This window comes from Streptomyces sp. L500, from assembly GCF_054551825.1.
In genome coordinates, this window is the sequence record NZ_JBTOLC010000017.1 from 74,768 (window position 1) to 94,780 (window position 20,013).

17 protein-coding genes are annotated in these 20,013 nt (G+C 71.6%); 5 read left to right on the forward strand and 12 right to left on the reverse strand.

Annotated elements, in window-relative coordinates:
* Nucleotides 1-66 precede the first annotated feature (66 nt).
* The gene (locus tag ACX9I7_RS17965; RefSeq protein ID WP_358624477.1) at nt 67-303 is read right to left on the reverse strand and encodes a type II toxin-antitoxin system antitoxin; all 237 of its coding nucleotides are present in this window, start codon (nt 301-303) and stop codon (nt 67-69) included.
* Nucleotides 300-1,226: an SPFH domain-containing protein gene (locus ACX9I7_RS17970; protein WP_387566807.1), complete on the reverse strand. Its 927-nt coding sequence runs from the start codon at nt 1,224-1,226 to the stop codon at nt 300-302. Before ACX9I7_RS17970 ends, ACX9I7_RS17965 begins: the two co-directional genes overlap by 4 nt.
* A gap of 241 nt (nt 1,227-1,467) precedes the next feature.
* Here ACX9I7_RS17970 and ACX9I7_RS17975 point away from each other — a divergent pair, with 241 nt between their 5' ends.
* The gene (locus ACX9I7_RS17975; protein ID WP_387566804.1) at nt 1,468-3,735 is read left to right on the forward strand and encodes a transglycosylase domain-containing protein; all 2,268 of its coding nucleotides are present in this window, start codon (nt 1,468-1,470) and stop codon (nt 3,733-3,735) included.
* Between the two features lie 65 nt (nt 3,736-3,800).
* Here ACX9I7_RS17975 and ACX9I7_RS17980 read toward each other — a convergent pair whose 3' ends face one another.
* From ACX9I7_RS17980 to ACX9I7_RS18000, 5 genes are all read right to left on the reverse strand, one after another.
* On the reverse strand, nt 3,801-5,264 hold the full coding sequence (locus ACX9I7_RS17980) for a catalase (RefSeq protein ID WP_459387873.1): 1,464 nt from the start codon (nt 5,262-5,264) through the stop codon (nt 3,801-3,803).
* A 129-nt stretch (nt 5,265-5,393) separates the two neighbouring features.
* A complete protein-coding gene (locus ACX9I7_RS17985; protein WP_459387874.1) occupies nt 5,394-7,745 on the reverse strand; it encodes a SpoIIE family protein phosphatase in 2,352 nt (783 codons plus the stop codon).
* Between the two features lie 60 nt (nt 7,746-7,805).
* Complete coding sequence (locus ACX9I7_RS17990; RefSeq protein ID WP_459387875.1) at nt 7,806-8,480, reverse strand: class I SAM-dependent DNA methyltransferase; 675 nt, start codon at nt 8,478-8,480, stop codon at nt 7,806-7,808.
* A 192-nt stretch (nt 8,481-8,672) separates the two neighbouring features.
* A complete protein-coding gene (gene fomD / locus ACX9I7_RS17995) occupies nt 8,673-9,416 on the reverse strand; it encodes a cytidylyl-2-hydroxypropylphosphonate hydrolase (RefSeq protein ID WP_387566793.1) in 744 nt (247 codons plus the stop codon).
* A 72-nt stretch (nt 9,417-9,488) separates the two neighbouring features.
* Entirely contained in the window at nt 9,489-10,913 is a 1,425-nt protein-coding gene (locus ACX9I7_RS18000) for a class II fumarate hydratase (RefSeq protein ID WP_387567308.1), read from the reverse strand.
* Nucleotides 10,914-11,021: 108 nt separating this feature from the next.
* Between ACX9I7_RS18000 and ACX9I7_RS18005 the strand changes: the two genes are divergently transcribed.
* Nucleotides 11,022-12,557, forward strand: a complete 1,536-nt coding sequence (locus ACX9I7_RS18005; RefSeq protein WP_459387876.1) for a ricin-type beta-trefoil lectin domain protein — start codon at nt 11,022-11,024, stop codon at nt 12,555-12,557.
* A 62-nt stretch (nt 12,558-12,619) separates the two neighbouring features.
* Here the strand turns inward: ACX9I7_RS18005 and ACX9I7_RS18010 are convergent, their stop codons facing one another.
* Nucleotides 12,620-14,284, reverse strand: coding sequence for a fumarate hydratase (locus tag ACX9I7_RS18010; protein WP_459387877.1), 1,665 nt, complete (start codon nt 14,282-14,284; stop codon nt 12,620-12,622).
* 163 nt (nt 14,285-14,447) lie between these two features.
* Here ACX9I7_RS18010 and ACX9I7_RS18015 point away from each other — a divergent pair, with 163 nt between their 5' ends.
* Both ACX9I7_RS18015 and ACX9I7_RS18020 read left to right on the forward strand, forming a co-directional pair.
* Entirely contained in the window at nt 14,448-15,119 is a 672-nt protein-coding gene (locus ACX9I7_RS18015) for a DUF1707 SHOCT-like domain-containing protein (protein ID WP_459387878.1), read from the forward strand.
* A gap of 211 nt (nt 15,120-15,330) precedes the next feature.
* Complete coding sequence (locus tag ACX9I7_RS18020; protein WP_358624456.1) at nt 15,331-15,687, forward strand: WhiB family transcriptional regulator; 357 nt, start codon at nt 15,331-15,333, stop codon at nt 15,685-15,687.
* Nucleotides 15,688-15,777: 90 nt separating this feature from the next.
* Here ACX9I7_RS18020 and glpX read toward each other — a convergent pair whose 3' ends face one another.
* Nucleotides 15,778-16,809 (reverse strand): class II fructose-bisphosphatase, encoded by a 1,032-nt coding sequence (gene glpX, locus ACX9I7_RS18025; protein ID WP_387566783.1) that lies wholly within the window; start codon nt 16,807-16,809, stop codon nt 15,778-15,780.
* Between the two features lie 217 nt (nt 16,810-17,026).
* Here glpX and ACX9I7_RS18030 point away from each other — a divergent pair, with 217 nt between their 5' ends.
* Nucleotides 17,027-17,563: a DUF4245 domain-containing protein gene (locus ACX9I7_RS18030; RefSeq protein WP_229820141.1), complete on the forward strand. Its 537-nt coding sequence runs from the start codon at nt 17,027-17,029 to the stop codon at nt 17,561-17,563.
* An 87-nt stretch (nt 17,564-17,650) separates the two neighbouring features.
* On the opposite strand, the gene ACX9I7_RS18035 is transcribed toward ACX9I7_RS18030, so the two are convergent.
* The 3 genes from ACX9I7_RS18035 to xseA form a co-directional block, all read right to left on the reverse strand.
* Nucleotides 17,651-18,241, reverse strand: a complete 591-nt coding sequence (locus tag ACX9I7_RS18035) for a malonic semialdehyde reductase (RefSeq protein WP_387566778.1) — start codon at nt 18,239-18,241, stop codon at nt 17,651-17,653.
* A gap of 177 nt (nt 18,242-18,418) precedes the next feature.
* The gene (locus ACX9I7_RS18040; protein WP_459387879.1) at nt 18,419-18,667 is read right to left on the reverse strand and encodes an exodeoxyribonuclease VII small subunit; all 249 of its coding nucleotides are present in this window, start codon (nt 18,665-18,667) and stop codon (nt 18,419-18,421) included.
* Nucleotides 18,668-18,677: 10 nt separating this feature from the next.
* Nucleotides 18,678-19,937, reverse strand: a complete 1,260-nt coding sequence (xseA, locus tag ACX9I7_RS18045) for an exodeoxyribonuclease VII large subunit (RefSeq protein WP_459387880.1) — start codon at nt 19,935-19,937, stop codon at nt 18,678-18,680.
* Nucleotides 19,938-20,013 lie beyond the last annotated feature (76 nt).

The following is a 20,013-nucleotide window of genomic DNA, read 5'->3' on the forward strand; positions in this document are numbered from 1 at the left end:
CGCGTCCCGGCCGGAGCGGCCGGCGCGGCCGTACGCACTCCGGTGCGTACGGCCGCGTCAGGACCGCTACTCCGCCTTCGGTGGACGCCCGCGTCTGCGGATCGCGGTCACGTCCTTGGGCAGCCGGCCCGCGTCCGCGAGGGCCTTGCGCAGGAGGAACTCGATCTGGGCGTTGGCGCTGCGCAGCTCCTCGCTCGCCCAGCGGGCCAGCGCGTCGTGGACCGACGGGTCGAGCCGCAGCAGCACCTGTTTGCGCTGCTGCGGCCGCCGCGCGGGCCGGTCCGGCTCCGCTTCCTCCGTCACTGGTAGAGGGTGCCGGTGTTCAGCACGGGCTGGGCGGCCCGGTCACCGCACAGCACCACCATCAGATTGCTCACCATCGCCGCCTTCCGCTCGTCGTCCAGTTCCACGATGTCCTGCTCGGTGATGCGCTCCAGCGCCATCTCGACCATGCCCACCGCGCCCTCGACGATCATCTTGCGGGCCGCGACGACCGCGCCCGCCTGCTGGCGCTGGAGCATCGCCGAGGCGATCTCCGGAGCGTAGGCGAGGTGGGTGAAGCGCGACTCGATGATGCGCACGCCGGCCGCCTCGACGCGCTCGTGGAGCTCCACGGCCAGCTTCTCGGTGATCTCCTCGGCGTTGCCGCGCAGGGAGAGGGCGTCCTCGTCGTGGGCGTCGTAGGGGTACTCGATGGCGATGTGGCGGACGGCCGCCTCGGTCTGGGTGGCGACGAACTCCTGGAAGTCCTCCACCTCGAACATCGCCTGCGCGGTGTCCTCGACCCGCCACACGACGACGGCGGCCAGCTCGATGGGGTTGCCGTAGGCGTCGTTGACCTTCAGTACGGGGGTCTCGTGGTTGCGGACCCGGGTGGAGAGCTTCTCCTGGCTGGTGAAGGGGTTGACCCAGCGCAGGCCCTCGGTGCGGATGGTGCCCCGGTAGCGGCCGAAGAGCTGGACGACCTGGGCCTCGCCCGGTGCGACGGTGCACAGCCCGGACAGCACGACCAGCGAGGCCAGGCCGATCAGGATGCCGCCGGCGACCAGCGCGACCGTCACCCCGGTCGCCACGTGGGAGCTGGTGACGGCGCCGGCGGCGACGGTGCCCACGCCGGCGAGCAGGCCCGCGAGGCCCACCGTCAGGGCCGTGCCGCCGCCTATGTCGGCGGCGGGGTGCTCCTGGACGCGTGGTCGCGAGGTCGCGGTGGTGATGGCTTCGGACATGAGGGTCCCCCCGTTTCGGTCGGTCGTGAGAGCCGCCGTGCGGCCCTATCAAAGTGATAGCACATTAAGCGGGGGATCGAGGCCCTGTACGGTTTTCCGCACGACTCCGTGCCCGGTTCCCGCCAACCGGGGTGCTGTATGTCACGTCCGTTATTGCCGTGATCGATGGGCGTTTGATGACAGTTGCGGTGTTAGCTTCGTGAGCTGGGTTGGGGGCGGACGGACTGGAGCTACGGGAGAGATGGGCCGAGCGGACGCGCGACGGGCGCAGAAGAAGGGCGGTCGCCCTGCACAGGGCGGCGGGAAGCCCAAGAAGAAGGGCATACGCCGGTTCTTCACATGGAAGATGCTGCTGGCCTACTTCGTGGCCGTCATAGCCCTCGGGCTGGGCACGTTCTACGCGCTCTACCTCTACGTGGACGTGCCGAAGGGCAACTCGGCGGCCAAGCTGCAGAGCAACATCTACAAGACCAGCGACGGCAAGACCATCGCCCGCATCGGTGAGGTCAACCGCGAGGAAGTCCCGCTGTCGAAGGTCCCCGTGGTCGTTCAGCACGCGGTGGTCGCCGCGGAGAACAAGAACTTCTACAACGACCCCGGCGTCGACCTGAAGGGCACCGCCCGAGGCATCGTCAACACGGTCATGGGCCGTGGCAAGCAGGGTGGTTCGACGATCACCCAGCAGTACGTCAAGAACTACTACCTGGACCAGCGTCAGACCGTCACCCGCAAGGTGAAGGAGCTGATCATCTCGCTGAAGGTCCAGGACGAGAAGTCCAAGGACGACATCCTCGAGGGCTACCTCAACACCAGCTACTACGGCCGGGGCGCCTACGGCATCCAGGCCGCCGCGCGGGCGTACTACAACAAGGACATCGACAAGGTCACCCTGGAGGAGGGCGCCTACCTGGCCGCCCTGCTGCAGGCGCCGAGCCAGTACGACTGGGCCACCGCCACCGAGGCCGGCAAGGCGAACGCCAAGGCCCGCTGGGGCTACGTCCTCGACAAGATGGTCGAGCAGAAGTGGCTCAAGCCCGACGAGCGTCAGCGCATGACGTTCAAGGAGCCCGGCAAGCCCAAGGCGGCCCTCGGCCTCTCCGGCCAGAACGGCTACCTGGTCGAGGCGGCCAAGCGCGAGATCATCCGCGACCTGGCGGCCCAGGGCCGCAAGGAGAGCGAGTTCGCGGCGGGCGGCTGGACCATCACGCTCAGCATCGACTCCAAGAAGCAGAAGGCCCTGGAGAAGGCCGTCAAGGACCAGCTGATCGACGACTTGGACCCCAAGTCCCGTGAGGTCGACGGCCACGTCCAGGCCGGCGCGGTCTCCGTGGACCCCAAGACCGGCAAGGTCGTGGCGCTCTACGGCGGCCAGGACTTCGTCCAGCACCAGATCAGCAACGCCACCCGCGCCGACTACCAGCCCGCGTCGACGTTCAAGCCGATCATCCTGGCCTCCGCCCTCCAGAACGAGTCCAAGACCCAGGACAAGCGGCCGGTCACGCCGAGCACGATCTACGACGGCACCAACCAGCGGCCGGTCGTCGGCCCCGGCGGTGGCGGCTACGCGCCGGAGAACGAGGACCAGCAGAGCTACGGTCCGATCACCGTCCAGCAGGCGATGAACGACTCGGTCAACTCCGTCTTCGCGCAGATGGTTGTCGACGTCGGCATGGACAAGGTCAAGAAGACCGCCACCGAGCTCGGCATGAAGGGCGACTTCCAGGAGACCCCGGCCATGGCGCTCGGTGCCATGGGCGCGAGCCCGATGGAGATGGCCGGCGTCTACGCCACGCTGGACAACCACGGCAAGAAGGTCACGCCGAGCGTCATCAAGTCGGCCACGCAGGGCGGCCAGGAGTTCTCGCTGCCGCACGCCGTCGGTGACCGTGTCGTCTCCCGCAACACCGCCGACGGCCTGACCTCCGTCATGACCCAGGTGGTCAACGACGGTACGGCCAAGGTCGTCGCCAGCGGCGCCTACCAGGTGGCGGGCAAGACCGGTACGTCCGACGACGACAAGTCGGCCTGGTTCGCGGGCTACACCCCGGGCCTGGTCACCACCGTCGGCCTCTTCGGCGAGGGGCAGGGCGGCAAGCAGGTCACCCTGATGAACACCGGTGGCGGCGGCCGAGTGAACGGTGGTACGTACCCGGCGAAGATCTGGAACGCGTACAACTCCGCCGTCTTCGGTGACGACGACGAGTCGAAGTTCGACCTGGAGACCGAGGACGGCTACGCGCCGCCGCCCCCGCCGCGCACCCCGGCCGGCACGCCCAGCCAGGGCAAGGTCACGCCGACGCCGACCGCCTCGGGCAAGCAGACCCCGTCGAAGGACCCGTCCTCGTCGGGCAAGCAGACGCCGTCGAAGGACCCGACGCCGACGGGCGACAAGCACACGCCGACCACCCCGCCGATCCCGACGAAGACGGGCACCACCCGTCCGACCGACACCACCAAGCCGGACCCCGACGTCCACTCCAACGGGGCCGGACAGCAACAGCTGCCGTGACCCGGACGAACCGGCCGCCCTTCCCCACGGGGGAAGGGCGGCCGGTCCGTTTCCGGGCGGAACGGTCAGGTCCCGTTGACGCGGGTGGCGATGGCGTCGCCGACGTTCTTGTCGATGTTGCGCCAGTACTGGAACGCCCGGTCCAGGACGGGGCGGCTCACGCCCGCCTTCAGATGGCCGACGACGTTCGAGACCAGCCGCTCACGGGCCGCGTCGTCGAGGACCTTGCGGACCATCGTGCCGGCCTGGCCCCAGTCGTCGTCCTCGCGGTGGAGCTTGTACGCCTCGCGCACCATCTCGCCCGAGGCCGCCCAGCCCGCGATCTCGCCGAAACGGTCGGTGTCGGCGGCCGGGCCGCCGTAGGAGTTGGGCGCGTACGGGCGGGCCGTGTTCGCGGGCTCGTAGCGCATGGGGCCGTCCTTGGCGTACGAGTTCACGGCCGAGTGCGGGCGGTTGGGCGGCAGCTGGGCGTAGTTCGGGCCGATCCGGTAGCGGTGGGTGTCCGGGTACGAGAAGAGCCGGCCCAGCAGCATCTTGTCGGGCGAGGGGCCGATGCCGGGCACCAGGTTGGAGGGCTCGAAGGCGGCCTGCTCGATGTGGACGAAGAAATCCTCCGGGTTGCGGTCGAGCGTCATCCGCCCGACCTCGATCAGCGGGTAGTCGCCGTGCGGCCACACCTTGGTGAGGTCGAAGGGGTTGAAGCGGTAGTCCGCCGCGTCACCGAACGGCATGACCTGGACGTACATGGTCCAGGAGGGGGCGTTGCCGCCCTCGATGGCCTCGTACAGGTCCCGGCGGTGCTTGTCGGCGTCCGAGCCCGCCAGCTCGTCGGCCTCCGCCTGGGTGAGGAAGTCGATGCCCTGGTCGGTCTTGATGTGGTACTTGATCCAGAACTTCTCGCCGCCGCCGTTGACCCACATGAACGTGTGCGAGCTGTAGCCGTTCATGTGCCGCCAGGTCTTCGGGATGCCCCGGTCGCCCATCAGCCAGGTGACCATGTGGGCCGACTCCGGCGAGAGGGTCCAGAAGTCCCACTGCATGTCGTTGTTCCGCAGGCCCGTGCGCGGGTGGCGCTTCTGGGAGCGGATGAAGTCCTGGAACTTCTGCGGGTCGCGGACGAAGAAGACCGGGGTGTTGTTGCCGACCAGGTCGTAATTACCGTGTGCCGTATAGAACTTGAGGGCGAAGCCACGGGGGTCCCGCCAGGTGTCCGGGGAGCCCTGCTCGCCCGCCACGGTCGAGAAGCGGGCCAGCATCTCCGTCCGCCGGCCGGGCTGGAAGAGATCGGCCTTGGTGAACTGGCTGACGTCATTGGTCACCTCGAAGGTGCCGTAGGCGCCGCCGCCCTTGGCGTGGACCACCCGCTCGGGGACCCGTTCGCGGTTGAACTGGGCCATCTTCTCGATCAGGTAGTGGTCCTGGAGCAGGATGGGGCCGGTGTCACCGATGGTGAGCGAGTGCTCGTCGCTCTCCACCGGGACGCCGGCGTTGTTCGTGGTGTACGGGGTGTTCTGCGCCGAGTCGGACATGGGGACGCCTCCCGGGACGGGGACCGGTGAGGGCGCGTGAGGAGCCGCCCTCCGTCCGAGCCAGTCAACCGCGCCGACAAAGTGTCGGCAACAGGGGTCCGGACTCTGTCCGGAACCGGCGAGCTCGCGTCACCGTCCGTGTGCCGGCAGCGGCAGCTCGAACCACACCACCTTCCCCGTGCTCAGCCGCGTCGCACCCCACCTCCGGGCCATCTTGTTCACCAGGTACAGCCCCCGGCCGCCCTCGTCCGAGGGCCGGGCCTGACGCAGCCTGGGCAACTGCGGCACGTCGTCGCCCACCTCGCAGCGCAGCACGTCCGTACGCAGCAGCCGCAGCGTTATCGGGCGCTCGGCGTACCGCACGGCATTGGTGATCACCTCGCTGACCAGCAGCTCCACCCCGTCCGTCAGCTCCTCCAGGCCCCAGCGGGCGAGCGCCCGGCGGGCCAGCCGGCGGGCCTGGCGGGGCGTCTGGGGGCGCGGGTCGAGGAACCAGTACGCGACGTCGCTGGGCGCGATGCCCTCGAAGCGGGCGGCGAGCAGGGCGATGTCGTCGTCCCGGTCGCCCGGCCCGAGCATGCCCAGCACCTCGTCGCACAGCGGCTCCAGCGGCGGCGGGTTCGGGCCGGTCAGCCGGGCCGTGTCGATCAGCCGCTCGCGCAACTGCTCTATGCCGGTCCACACGTCGCGTATCCGGGACTCCACCAGGCCGTCCGTGTACAGCAGCAGCGTCGCCCCGGCGGGCGCGTCCAGCTCCACGGCCTCGAAGTCCACCCCGCCCACGCCGATCGGCGCGCCCGGCGGCACCCGCAGCACCTCGGCCCGGCCGCCCCGGTGGAGCAGGACCGGCGGGGGATGGCCCGCGTTGGCGATGACGATGCGGTGGGCGACCGGGTCGTAGACCGCGTACAGGCAGGTGGCCATGCGGTCGCTGCCCAGGCGCTGCGCCTGCTCGTCGAGGTGGTGGAGCACCTCCTGGGGCGGCAGGTCCAGGCCCGCGAGGGTCTGCGCGGTGGTGCGCAGCTGGCCCATGATCGCGGCGGAGGTCATGGAGTGGCCCATGACGTCGCCGACGACCAGGGCCACGCGATTGCCCGGCAGCGGGATCGCGTCGTACCAGTCGCCGCCGACCCGGGCGGTTTCGGCGGCCGGCAGGTAGCGGCTGGCGAGCCGGACACCCGTGGGCTGCGGGAGGGAGTCGGGGAGCATGGTGCGCTGGAGCTCGTCGGCGATGTAGACCTCGCGGCCGTAGAGGACGGCCTTGTCCACGCCGAGGGCGGTGTGCGTCGCCAGTTGCGCGGCGACCAGCAGGTCGTCGCCCTCGAAGGCGGGCCGGTCCTGGCGGCGGACGAACACGGCCGCGCCGATCACCCGGCGGCGGCCGCGCAGCGGCGCCAGGATGGTGCGGTGCCGGTCGGGTACGTGCCGGCCTTCGCCGAGGAGCTCGGGCAGGGCCGCCCGCGCGGCTGAGGAGTCCCCGAAGACGGGCCTGACACCCCGCAGCACCTCCGCGAGCGGCCCGCCTATGCGCACCTCGCAGCGCTCCGCCGCCGAGTCGGCGAGCTCCGGCCCCGGGTCGGGCGCGGGGGCCTCGCCCTCGGCGGCGGTCTCGCCGGCCTGGACGTACTCGGGGAGCCGGTCGGTGCGGCGTAGCCGCAGCACGACGGGGCCCACGGGGCGTTCGTCGCCGACGGGCAGGGGGTCGCGCAGATAGACGAGGATGGCGTCGGCGAAGGTCGGCACGGTCGCCCGGCACAGCCCCAGCACGATCTCGTCCAGATCGATGCCGCGCGCGATCCGCCGCGTCGCGGCCCCGACGAACCGCAGCCGCTCCCCGCCGCCGGACGTCCCGGCCCGCTCCCGCGCGTTGTCGGCGGGCCCGATGCCGCCCCCGCCGCCGCTGCCGCCGTGCGGCGGTATGCCGGGATCGGCCCCGTCACCGCTCGCCTCACGGCGCGCGCCGCCGGAGGCGGCGCCCTGGGCCTCGCCGCCACCGGCCCTGCCGGTTCCCCCGGCGCCGGCGGCCGTCGCCTTCCGGCCCGCGCGACGGCCCGCCCGGCCTCCGGCGCCGGCCGGCTCGTCGGTGCCGGGCGTGGGTCGTTCGCGGCCTTCGGGGCCGGGGCCCTGTCCGTCGTCGTCGGGGCCGGCCGGGGCGTGGGTCTCGTCCGTCGGCTCGTCGGCACCGGCATCGGGTTCGGCGACGGCGTGGGGCTCGCCTGCCGGGGGCGCGGACGGCACGTCGGCGTCGACGCCCGGGCTCCGGCGGGCCGGTTCGTCGTCGCGATCGGCGGTGGCCGCCGGGCCGTGGGCCTCGTGGGGCGCCGGGGCCGGGTGTGCGGCGCCGCGGGCCGCCGGGGTCGCTTCGGCGGCCGGGGCGCCGCCCTGCCGGGGCACGGCGGCGTGCTCGGGCGCGCCCGGCGCGTCGGCGCCGGAGCGCGGCGCGGGCCGTGGTCTTCCGTGGGAGTTGGAGTGCTCCGTCACGCGTGGGGTTCCATCCGTAGGGGCCGTGCGCCCGCCCGGGGGCGGGCGGGCACACGTGGGTCAGACGCGGCGCAGGTCGAGGAAGAGCTGGATCTCGGGTGGTACGTCCGTGCTCGCCGGGGCGTACGCCCGCGAGCTCTCCCCGGCGATGTCGAATCCCGCGTCACGCACGACCTGGCGCAGTTCGTCCCGCAGATATCCGGATACCCGGATCGTGCTGCCGAGGAACGGGATCGCGTAGTCGTCGACGTCGGCCTCGACCATGGAGAGGGCCAGCAGGCCACCGGGTCTGAGCAGGCCGTGCAGCATCCGCAGGGCGTGCGGGATCTCCGGGCGCGGCAGCATCAGCAGGGAGAAGAACGCGGCCGCGCCGTCGAAGACCCCCAGCCGGCCGTCGCGCAGATCGGCGAGGTCGGCCAGGTGGAAGGTCGCGTCCGGCACATTGGCGCGGGCGAGGTCGAGCATGCCGGGGGAGAGGTCGACGCCGACGACCTCATGGCCGGCGTCCACGAGTTGCCGGGCCGTCGGCAGGCCCGTGCCGCAGCCCAGGTCCAGGACCCGGGAGCCGGGCGGCAGCGCCCCGGCCAGCCACTCACCGGCGGCCAGTTGGCCGTCCTTGTGCGGGAACGCCTCGTCGTAACGGTCGCCGATGGCGTCGAACGCCTCGGCCTGGCCGGTGCGGTCCAGCCCTAACAGGGCGAAGCCGTCGTAGTCCCGCTGGTCGTCACCGCTCACGGCTCCGCCCCTCCTGCTGACTGTGGCTGTGCTGTCTGTCCGTTGTGCCGGTGTGCCGGGTCGTGCAGTGCCGTACTGACCGAAGTATCGCGGAGGCCGATCCTACGGTTGCCGCGCGGGGAGTCGGCAAGCGGTTCGGGCCCCGATTCACACGCTGTCGCCCCACCGGCTCGCATCCTGCTCACATTGGGTTCACACCGGGTTCACGCCCGGGGCGCGCGCCGGCGCACGGTCCACCGGCGCGCGGTCCCAGTCCTCGGGGAGCGCCGGCACCGGCCACGCCGGGTCGGGCCGCCACCGCTCCCAGCCGGCGGTGAACGGCGGGCCCCAGGCTTCGACGAGCTCGACGGCGGCGCGCCCCGCGGCCCGCACCCGCTCCGCCTGAGCGTCCGTCATCAGCCCGGCCCGGCGCGCCTGGGCGAACTCGTCCTCGTCCTTCCACTCCCAACTGCGGTCGGGGTAGACGGCGATGTCCAGGAAGTGGTCCTCGGAGTCCACGCCGCCGGCCCAGCGCGCGAGCGGCTCCTCGAGGTTCACGTACCAGTTCCGGAAGCGCCAGTCGAGGTCCCAGAAGAGCCAGACCGACCAGGGCTCGCCGGGCCGGGCGAGCTTGAGCACGCCCGGACCGAACCAGCGGGTCACCGACGTCGTCCGCGGTTTGGTGTAGCGCGTGGCCAGCGGCTCGCGGTGGACGGGCGTCCCGTCGGCGAGCAGCGGTTTGACGCAGTCCGTGCCGGGCGCCATCCACACCGCGAGCAGCTCCGCGGTGTCCTCGACGACGGTGACGGGACGGCAGATGTGGATGCCGCCCCCGGTGCCGGGTCTGGCGTTGCCTCGGTAGCGCCAGAGGATCTGGTCGCCCGGTGCCCAGCGGCCGTTCCCGCCGCCGCCACCCGCGCCCGCCGTTCCCGTCGTGTCCGTGGTCTCCGCTGCCATGCGCAGATCTTAGGTGCCGGGGACACCCATGCGCCGTGACGAATACCGCAGGGACGAGCGGAGGGGTTTCGGCTACGGGCGGGTCATGCGCAGGACGTCGAGCGCCTCGTCGAGCTGCTCCGTCGTCAGCAGCCCGCGGTCCACATAGCCCGATTCGAGCACGACCTCCCGGATCGTCTTCCGCTCCGCAAGGGACTTCTTGGCCACCTTCGCGGCCTCCTCGTAGCCGATGTACCGGTTCAGCGGAGTGACGACGGAGGGCGAGGACTCGGCGTACTCGCGCGCCCGCTCGACGTTGGCGGTGATGCCGTCGATCGTGCGGTCGGCGAGCAGCCGGGAGACGGCGGCGAGCAGCCGGACGGACTCCAGGAGGTTCTTCGCCATCACCGGGAGCATCACGTTGAGCTCGAAGTTCCCGGCGGCGCCCGCCGTGGCGACGGTCGCGTCGTTGCCCATGACCTGCGCGGCGACCATCAGGACGGCCTCGCAGACCACCGGGTTGACCTTGCCCGGCATGATCGAGGAGCCCGGCTGGAGGTCGGGCAGGGCGATCTCCGCGAGCCCGGTGCGCGGGCCCGAGCCCATCCAGCGCAGATCGTTGGCGATCTTGGTCAGGCCCACGGCGACGACGCGCAGCTGCCCGCTGGTCTCCACCAGGCCGTCCCGCGCGCCCTGCGCCTCGAAGTGGTCGCGGGCCTCCGTCAGCGGCAGCCCCGTCGTGCGGGCCACCTCGGCGATGACCGCGCCGGAGAAGCCGGCCGGGGTGTTGATGCCGGTGCCCACGGCCGTGCCGCCCAGGGGCAGTTCGGCGAGCCGGGGCAGCGAGGCGCGCAGCCGCTCGACGCCGTACCGGACCTGGGCGGCGTAGCCGCCGAACTCCTGGCCCAGCGTCACGGGCGTGGCGTCCATCAGATGCGTCCGGCCCGCCTTGACGACCTCCGCGAACTCCTCGGCCTTGCGCTCCAGGGCGGCCGCGAGGTGCTCCAGCGCCGGGATCAGCTCGCCGGTCACGGCGGCCGTCGCGGCGATGTGGATGGAGGACGGGAAGACGTCGTTGGAGGACTGGCTCGCGTTGACGTGGTCGTTGGGGTGGACGGGGCGGCCCAGGCGCTCCGTGGCGAGGGTGGCGATGACCTCGTTGGCGTTCATGTTCGAGGACGTGCCGGAGCCGGTCTGGAAGACGTCGACGGGGAAGTGGTCGTCCCAGCGGCCTTCGGCGACCTCGCCGGCCGCCGCCACGACCGCCGCCGCCACGTCCTCGTCGATCACGCCCAGCTCGGCGTTGACCTTGGCCGCCGCGGCCTTGATCCGGCCCAGCGCCTCGATGTGCGCGCGTTCCAGGCGCTGCCCGCTGATGGGGAAGTTCTCCACGGCGCGCTGGGTCTGGGCCCGCCACTTGGCGTCCGCCGGGACTCTCACCTCGCCCATGGAGTCGTGCTCGATCCGGTACCGCGCGCTGCCGGTCGTCCCGCTGTCGGGCGTCCCACTGTCGGTCATCATCGCTTACCTCCTGCCGGTCACAGCGTTTGTCCTGATCCCCGTGTTCCCAAAAGTCGCTCGCGGCTACTAAATACCGCGAGTAACAACAGAACTCGGGGAGGCTCCATGACCCGGACACGCAGACCCACCCTGCGCTGTTCCCTCGCCGCGCTCGCCGCCTTCGCGGCGGCGCTCGGCGGGCTGTCCGTCACGTCCGCCACCGCGGCCCCGGCGGCCGACCGGTCGCGCGGCGCGGCCGCGTCCACCCCCCTGTCGCCCGAACTGGAGAGGATCCGCGCCGCCGAGGCGGTCAAGCTCTACGGCGACGCCGCCGAGCGCCCCCTCGCACAGCGCAAGTCCTCGCTGCTCTCCCTCGGCGACAGCGAGATCTCCGGCGAGGGCGTCGGCACGTACGAGCCCGGCACGAACGGCCCGGACAACTGGTGCCACCGCTCGCCCGACTCCGCCATCCACCGCACCGGCATCCCCGCGGACGTCACCTACAACGTCGCCTGCTCCGGCGCGGCCACCGGCAACATCCGCATCGGCGGCGGCAGGCAGTACGCGGACGAGCTCGTGCAGAGCGACGCGCTCGCGGTCAAGGCCCGCAACACGCGCGTGAAGCTGGTGCTGCTCGTCGCCGGCGCCAACGACGACCTCCAGTTCGGTCCGGTCATCACCGACTGCGTCACCCGCTACCTGACCCTCCAGGGGCCGTGCGAGCCCAAGTACGCGCCCGGCTGGCAGGCGCGCGTCGACGGCCTGGTGCCCAAGGTCGAGGCGACCGTCCGCGACCTGCGCAAGGTCATGACGGACGCGGGCTACGCGGACGGCGACTACAAGCTCGTCGTCATGGGCTACCCGAGCCCCATCGGCCCCGACATCGAGGACAACCCCGACTACCCCGGCAAGCTCCCCGGCGGCTGCGTCGGCTACACCTCGGACTCCGCGTGGGGACGGAACACGGCGGTGCCCGCGTTCGAGCGGGGCATGAGGAAGGCCGCGCGGGAGACGGGCGCGACCTACCTCGACAACTCGCGGCTCTTCCACGGGCACGAGGTGTGCATGGAGAACACCTGGGCCCGGGGGCTGTACGTCGACGTGACGAACCCCTTCCCGCCGAACGAGAACTCCGTGCGGCAGTCCTTCCACCCCAACGTGCGCGGCCACGCGGCCTTCGCGTCCTGCCTCACCCAGCTCTACCGCTCGGGCCTGCGCGAGGCGAGCTGCGCGGACCCGGCGAGCACGGGGTCGCCGGTGCTGCACGAGGGCGCGTGGGACGACGCGTTCCGGCCGCTGAGGAGCGCGGCCACGGGGACGTGCGTGGACGCCTACGGGGCGGGTTCCGCCAACGGGACCGAGGTCGGCGGCTGGGACTGCTCCGGGGCCCGGAACCAGCAGTGGTGGTTCGACGGGCAGCGCGGCTCGCTGCACACGGCGCTGACGCACGACCGGTGCGTGGACGTGCCGGGCGGCACGTATGCCGCCGGGGCGGCGGTCGTGCTGTGGGATTGCCACGGTGGGGCGAACCAGCGGTTCAGCCTGTCCGGCGGGACGTTCCGGCCCGCGGCCGCGCAGGACCTGTGCCTGAGCCTGGCAGGGGCCAAGGAGCCGGTCCGGCTTCAGAAGTGTGACGGGTCGCCGTCACAGCGCTTCGCGTAGCCCCTGACGGGGGTCCTCAGGGGGCGGCAGCCCCCTGAGGAAACGCCCGCCGCAGGGTGCGACTACCCCCGCACGGGGATCGAGGTGAACGTCGGGGCCGGCGCCGGGTCGACGAAGAAGTCGTTGCCCTTGTCGTCGACGACGATGAACGCCGGGAAGTCCTCGACCTCGATCTTCCAGACTGCCTCCATGCCGAGCTCCTCGTACTCGACGACCTCGACCTTCTTGATGCAGTCCTGCGCCAGCCGCGCCGCCGGGCCGCCGATCGAGCCGAGGTAGAAGCCGCCGTGGGTGCCGCACGCGTCCGTGACCTGCTTGCTGCGGTTGCCCTTGGCGAGCATGACCATGGAGCCGCCCGCCGCCTGGAACTGCTCGACGTAGGAGTCCATGCGGCCGGCCGTGGTCGGGCCGAAGGAGCCCGAGGCGTAGCCCTCGGGGGTCTTGGCGGGGCCGGCGTAGTAGACCGGGTGGTCCTTGAGGTACTGCGGCATCTCCTCGCCCGCGTCCAGCCGCTCCTTGATCTTCGCGTGGGCGATGTCACGCGCGACGACCAGCGGGCCGGTCAGCGACAGACGGGTCTTCACCGGGTACTTGGTGAGCTCGGCGAGGATCTCGTCCATCGGGCGGTTGAGGTCGACCTTGACGACGTCGCCGTCCGCGTCCAGGTGCTCGTCCGTGGTCTCGGGCAGGAAGCGCGCCGGGTCCGTCTCCAGCTGCTCCAGGAAGACGCCCTCGGCGGTGATCTTCGCGACGGCCTGGCGGTCGGCGGAGCAGGAGACCGCGATGGCCACCGGGCAGGACGCGCCGTGGCGCGGGAGGCGGACGACGCGGACGTCGTGGCAGAAGTACTTGCCGCCGAACTGGGCGCCGATGCCGATCTTCTGCGTCAGCTCGAAGACCTTCTCCTCCAGCTCCTTGTCACGGAAGCCGTGGCCCAGCGGGGAGCCCTCCTCCGGCAGCTCGTCGAGGTAGTGCGCGGAGGCGTACTTCGCGGTCTTCAGCGCGTACTCGGCGGACGTGCCGCCGACGACGATCGCCAGGTGGTACGGCGGGCAGGCGGCCGTGCCGAGCGAGCGGATCTTCTCCTCCAGGAACTTCATCATGCTCGCCTCGTTGAGCACGGCCTTCGTCTCCTGGAAGAGGAAGGACTTGTTGGCCGAGCCGCCGCCCTTGGCCATGAAGAGGAACTTGTAGGCGCCGCCGTCGGTCGCGTAGACCTCGATCTGCGCGGGCAGGTTGGAGCCGGTGTTCTTCTCGTCCCACATCGTCACCGGGGCCATCTGCGAATAGCGCAGATTGAGCTTGGTGTAGGCGTCGAAGATGCCGCGCGAGAGGGCCTCCTCGTCACGGCCCTTGGTGAGGACGTTCTGGCCGCGCTTGCCCATGACGATCGCGGTGCCGGTGTCCTGGCACATCGGGAGCACGCCGGCGGCCGCGATGTTCGCGTTCTTCAGCAGGTCCAGGGCGACGAAGCGGTCGTTGGGCGAGGCCTCGGGGTCGTCCAGGATCTTGCGCAGCTGGGCCAGGTGGGCCGGGCGCAGGTAGTGCGAGATGTCGTGCATGGCCTCGGCGGCGAGCTTGCGCAGCGCCTCCGGCTCGACCTTCAGGAACGTACGGCCGTCGGCCTCGAAGGTCGATACGCCCTCGGCGGTGACCAGACGGTACGGCGTGTTGTCCTCGCCCAGGGGCAGGAGGTCGGTGTAGGCGAACTCGGGGCCGGCAGACATCGCGGAGATTCCTCACTCACTCTGCGGAAAACGGTGGCTGGCGTCGTCGACAGCGCAATTCTCAGGGTAGGGGGCGGACGACGTGGTGAGTTTGTGAGGTAAGGCTCAGTTCGTCGCGCCGCCCACTGTCGCGATCTATCGCGTCTGGCTTACGCTGCTGTCCGTGGACGAGTCTTCCCCCGAGAACCGGGTGTCGCTGAGCAAGAGCCCCGAGGCCGCGGCGCCCGTCGCGTTGCGCGCCTCCGACGCCGACCGTGACCGGATCGCCGAGATCCTCCGTGAGGCGCTGGCCGAGGGCCGGCTCACGGCCGAGGAGCACGCGGAGCGGGTCGGCGCGGCGTACGAGGCGAAGACGGTCGGCGAGCTGGAGCCGCTGGTGCGCGATCTGCCCGTCGGCGCGCGGCACGCCGCGGCCCCGGCTCCCGCGCGCCCGTACGACGCCTCCGTGCGCCCCGCCGTGAGCGAGGCGGAGAGCCTGGTCGCCGTCTTCGCCGGCGCGACCCGCAAGGGGCGCTGGCGCCCCCGGCCGCGCACCAATGTCTTCGCGCTGTTCGGCGGGGTGGACATCGATCTGACGGAGGCGGTCTTCGAGCAGCGGGAGATCGTCGTCAACGTCAACTGCGTCTTCGGCAGTGTCGAGATCAAGGTGCCGGAGAACGTGTCCGTGCACGGTGCCGGCGCCGGTGTCTTCGGCACCTTCGACGTGCGGACGTCGGAGTCCCCGGATCCGGACGCCCCGATCGTCGTGGTCAGGGGCACGGCGGTCTTCGGCAGTGTGGAGGCGAAGACCAAGCGCGGAAAGCGGCTGAAGAACCTCCGGAAGTCCCCGGGATGACCTCGGGGTGACCTCCGGTACGGGCGCTCCGCCGAGTCCGGCGGCGTCCGTACGTCATTCCGGTCATGGCAACGGTGTGAATAAGCTCGCGCACAGCGGGTAAAGCTTGGTGCATCGTCTCTCGTACGGCTGCGGGTGCGAATGGCCGTGCGCGTCGAGACGGGCAAAGGTGACTCAATCGGCCAAGCAAAGCCGTCGTCAGGAGTAGACCGTGCTGCTACCGCATCAGCCCCTGCAGGAAGCCGCCGTTCCGGCCCAGCGGATTTCCGCCAGGGAACAGGCCGGCCCCTGGCATTCGGAGGCGGTGTGCCGCCGGGATGAAGCCGGGCTTTTCTTCGCACCATCAAAGGAGCCCACGGCGGCCCGCCTTTCCCGTGAAGAGGCCGCCAAACGCGTATGCGCCCGTTGCCCGGTCATGGTGGAGTGCCGGGAGCACGCGCTGCTCCAGCCGGAGCCCTATGGGGTGTGGGGCGGTCTCACCGCAGCCGAGCGCCGCGTGGTGCTGGCCCGCCGCCGGCGCCGCGAGGCCGAGCTGCAGCGCGCCACGCGTATCGCGGCGGCGGGGTAGCCCGCGCCTTTTTTCACGCCAACGGGCCGGGCCCCGCCGACTGACGGCGGGGCCCGGCCCGTGGTGTGCCCGGTCAGGACGACGGGACGATCAGCTGGGGCGCTCGAAGTCGACCGAGCTGTAGGCGCGCAGCTTCGAGAGCCGGTGCTCGGAGTCGATCAGGCGGATCGTGCCCGACTTGGAGCGCATGACCAGCGACTGCGTCGTCGCCGTCTCGGCGCGGTAGCGGACGCCGCGCAGCAGCTCGCCGTCGGTGATGCCGGTGGCGACGAAGAACACGTTCTCACCGCTGACCAGGTCGTCGGTGTGGAGGACGCGGTCCAGGTCGTGGCCGGCGGCCAGGGCGCGCTCGCGCTCCTCGTCGTCCTTCGGCCACAGCTTGGCCTGGATGGTGCCGCCGAGGCACTTCATCGCGCAGGCCGCGATGATGCCCTCCGGCGTACCACCGACGCCGAGCAGCAGGTCGATGCCGGTGTTCTCGCGCGCGGCCATGATCGCGCCGGCGACGTCACCGTCGGAGATGAACTTGATCCGGGCGCCCGCCTCGCGGATCTCGCTGACCAGGCCCTCGTGCCGGGGGCGGTCCAGGACGACGACGGTGACGTCCTCGACGGCGGAGCGCTTCGCCTTGGCGATCCGGCGGATGTTCACGGCGACCGGGGCGTCGATGTCGACGAAGTCGGCGGCCTCGGGACCGGTCACCAGCTTGTCCATGTAGAAGACCGCGGACGGGTCGAACATGGTGCCGCGCTCGGCGACGGCCATCACGGAGACGGCGTTGGCCATGCCCTTGGCGGTGAGGGTGGTGCCGTCCACGGGGTCCACGGCGACGTCGCACTCGGCGCCGGTCCCGTCGCCCACGCGCTCGCCGTTGTAGAGCATCGGGGCGTTGTCCTTCTCGCCCTCGCCGATGACGACGACACCGTTCATGGAGACGGTGTGGATCAGCGAGCGCATGGCGCGCACGGCCGCGCCGTCCGCGCCGTTCTTGTCACCGCGGCCCACCCAGCGGCCCGAAGCCATGGCACCCGCCTCGGTGACCCGGACGAGCTCCAGCGCGAGGTTGCGGTCCGGGGCTTCCGGGCTGACCTCGAGCTGGGACGGCAGATGGTGATCGGACATCGGATGCGCACCTTTCTGTACGGCGGCGGCCGTAGGGCCCCTCCTTACCCCGATTGGGTCAGGAGGGTGAGGGTGATGATGACTTTATCTGCTGACTGCCAGATTGAGCAGAGGGCCCCACGCATGAGCGGCGTCAAGGGCATGGGGTCGGGGGTGGGCCAGGGGGTGCGGGCAGGTCGCCGTCAAGATCGATCACGGCATGGGGGACGATGGGGGCGTGGCAGGTAGGAACGGCAAGACGCAGACGATTCGGAACATGCTGCTCTCGATGGCGGTCGTGGTTCCCGTAGCGGGATTCAGCTATCTCTTCATTCCCCATGACGAGAAGAAGGACCCCGTCAGGACGGTGAACTACCGCGTGGAGCTGGACACCGCCCGGCGCGCGGCGCCCTACGCGGTGGCCGCCCCCGAGGGTCTCGGCGACGGCTGGCGCGCGACGTCCGTGTCGTACAAGCCGGGCGACAAGGAGGGCTCGGCCTGGCACCTGGGCTTCCTCGACCCGCAGCGGCAGTACGTGGCGGTCGAGCAGAGCGACGCCCCGGCCGGCCCGTTCATCGAGAACGTGAGCCAGCGCGCGGAGAAGACCCACGCCACGGAGAAGATCGGCGACAGCGTCTGGCAGCGCTACGAGGGGCCGAAGTACGACGCGCTCGTGCGCCGGGAGTCCGGTGTGACGACCGTCGTCACGGGGACGGCGGGCGCGGAGCGGCTGAAGGAGATGGCGGCGGCGCTGAAGGCTCCCGCGAAGGGGTAGGCGGACGAACGCGAAAGCCGTGGCCTTCGGGCCACGGCTTTCGCGTTCGTCGTTCGTCGTTCGTCGTTCGTCGTCCGGTGTTCGACGTCAGACCGTGGTGACGGCCTGCTCGAAGGACAGGCGCGGCGAGCGCGGGTGGAAGGCGCCCTCGCCCGGCTTGCCGATGTTGATGATCATCAGCGGGCTGTGGTCGCCGTCCAGGAACTCCTTCTGCACGGCCGCGAAGTCGAAGCCGGTCATCGGGCCGGCGGCCAGGCCGGCGGCGCGGAGGCCGAGGATGAAGTAGGCGGCCTGCAGGGTGGCGTTCATCGCGGCGGCCTGCTCGCGGACCGGGCGCTCGCTGAAGAACACGTCCTTGGCCTGCGGGAAGTGCGGGAACAGCGTGGGCAGCTCCTCGTGGAACTCGTTGTCCGCGGCGAGGATCGCGACCAGCGGGGCGGCGGCCGTCTTGGGCTGGTTGCCCTCGGCCATCAGCGGCACGAGGCGGGCGCGGGCCTCCTCCGAGCGGACCAGCACGACGCGCAGCGGCGACTGGTTGAACGCGGTGGGGGCGAGCTTGATCAGGTCGTAGACGGCCTGGATCTGCTCGTCCGTGACGGGCTCGTCGGTGAAGGTGTTGGCCGTGTGGGCCTCGCGGAAGAGCAGGTCCTGGGCGGCGGCGTCGAGGGCGAGAGTCATGGGGGTGCACCTTCTCGGGGGAGTGCGGCTTGCGTGTGCGCCTTGCGGCTTACCGGTGGGCGGGGTCGCCCGGCCGATGAAGTTGAATCTACAACTAGATGGGTGAAGGTTCAACTAAATCGGGGGTGTGTGAGACCCGGCTCACAGGATCGAGAAGGTGTTGTTCCGGGGAGCCGGTCAGCTCGTGGCGTCCGCCGACTCTTCCGCCTCTTCCTCCGCCAGGGCCGCGTCCAGGCGCGCCCGCGCGCCCTCCAGCCAGCGGCGGCACACCTTCGCCAGCGCCTCGCCCCGCTCCCACAGGGCCAGCGACTCCTCCAGCGTCGTGCCGCCCGCCTCCAGCCGGCGCACCACGTCGATCAGCTCGTCCCGCGCCTGCTCGTAGCCCAGCGCGTCGTCCGTCGTACCCGCGTCCGTTGTCGTCGCCATGGCCCACAGCCTAGGCGGGGGGTGTGACAGCGGGCGCCGGCTCGTCCGTCGCGTCGGGCGCCGGCTCCACGGCCCGTACCGCGAACTCGCCCTCCGCTACCCGGGCGCGGAGCTCCTCCTCCGGGCCGACCTCCGTCGCCGCGCGCACGACCCGGCCGTCCTCGTGCTGCAGCACCGCGTAGCCGCGGCGCAGCGTCGCCGCCGGGGACAGGGCCACCACGCGCGCGTGGGTGTGCGTCAGCTCGGACGCCGCGCGGTCCAGCAGGTGGCCCAGCGTGCGGCGGCCGCGCGCGGCCAGCGCGTCGATCTGCTCCGCGCGCTCGTCCACCATGCGGTGCGGGCGCTCCATGCAGGGGCGCGCCCGCGCGGCCGCCAGGCCCCGCTCCTCGCGGTCCAGCAGCGACTCGACGCAGCGCAGCGCGCGGTCGCGGAGGTGGCGGACGCGGGTGAGCTCCTCGCCCACGTCCGGGACGACCCGCTTCGCCGCGTCCGTGGGCGTCGACGCGCGCAGGTCGGCCACCAGGTCGAGGAGCGGGGTGTCAGGCTCGTGGCCGATCGCCGACACGACGGGGGTGCGGCAGGCGGCCACGGTGCGGACGAGTTGTTCGTCCGAGAAGGGCAGGAGGTCCTCGACGCTGCCGCCGCCGCGGGCCACGACGATCACGTCCACGTCCGGGTGGGCGTCCAGCTCCTGGACGGCCTCGATGACGCCCGGCACGGCGTGGACGCCCTGCACGGGGACGTTGCGCACCTCGAAGCGGACGGCCGGCCAGCGGTGGCGGGCGTTCTCCAGCACGTCGCGCTCGGCGGCGGAGGCGCGGCCGCAGACGAGGCCGATGAGCTGCGGGAGGAAGGGGAGTGCGCGCTTGCGTTCGGCGGCGAAGAGACCCTCGGCGGCGAGGGACTTCTTGAGCTGTTCGAGGCGGGCCAGCAGTTCGCCGACGCCCACCGGGCGGATCTCGGCGGCGCGGAGGGAGAGCTGGCCGCGGGGGGCGTACCACTCGGGTTTGGCGTGGACGACGACGCGGGCGCCCTCGGAGACGACGTCGGCGACGCGGTCGAAGACGGCGCGGTAGCAGGTGACGGAGAGGGAGATGTCGTGGGAGGGGTCGCGGAGGGTGAGGAACACGACGCCGGCGCCGGGGCGGCGGGAGAGCTGGGTGATCTGTCCTTCGACCCAGACGGCGCCGAGCCGGTCGATCCACCCGCCGATGAGGCGGGACACCTCCCCGACGGGGAGGGGGGCGTCGGGGGACGTTTGGGCGGCCATGCGGTTGAGCGTAGCGGGGGTGGGTGACAGGTGGTTGGTGGGTCGGGGGCGGGGTGGGGCGGACGGGCCCTTACGG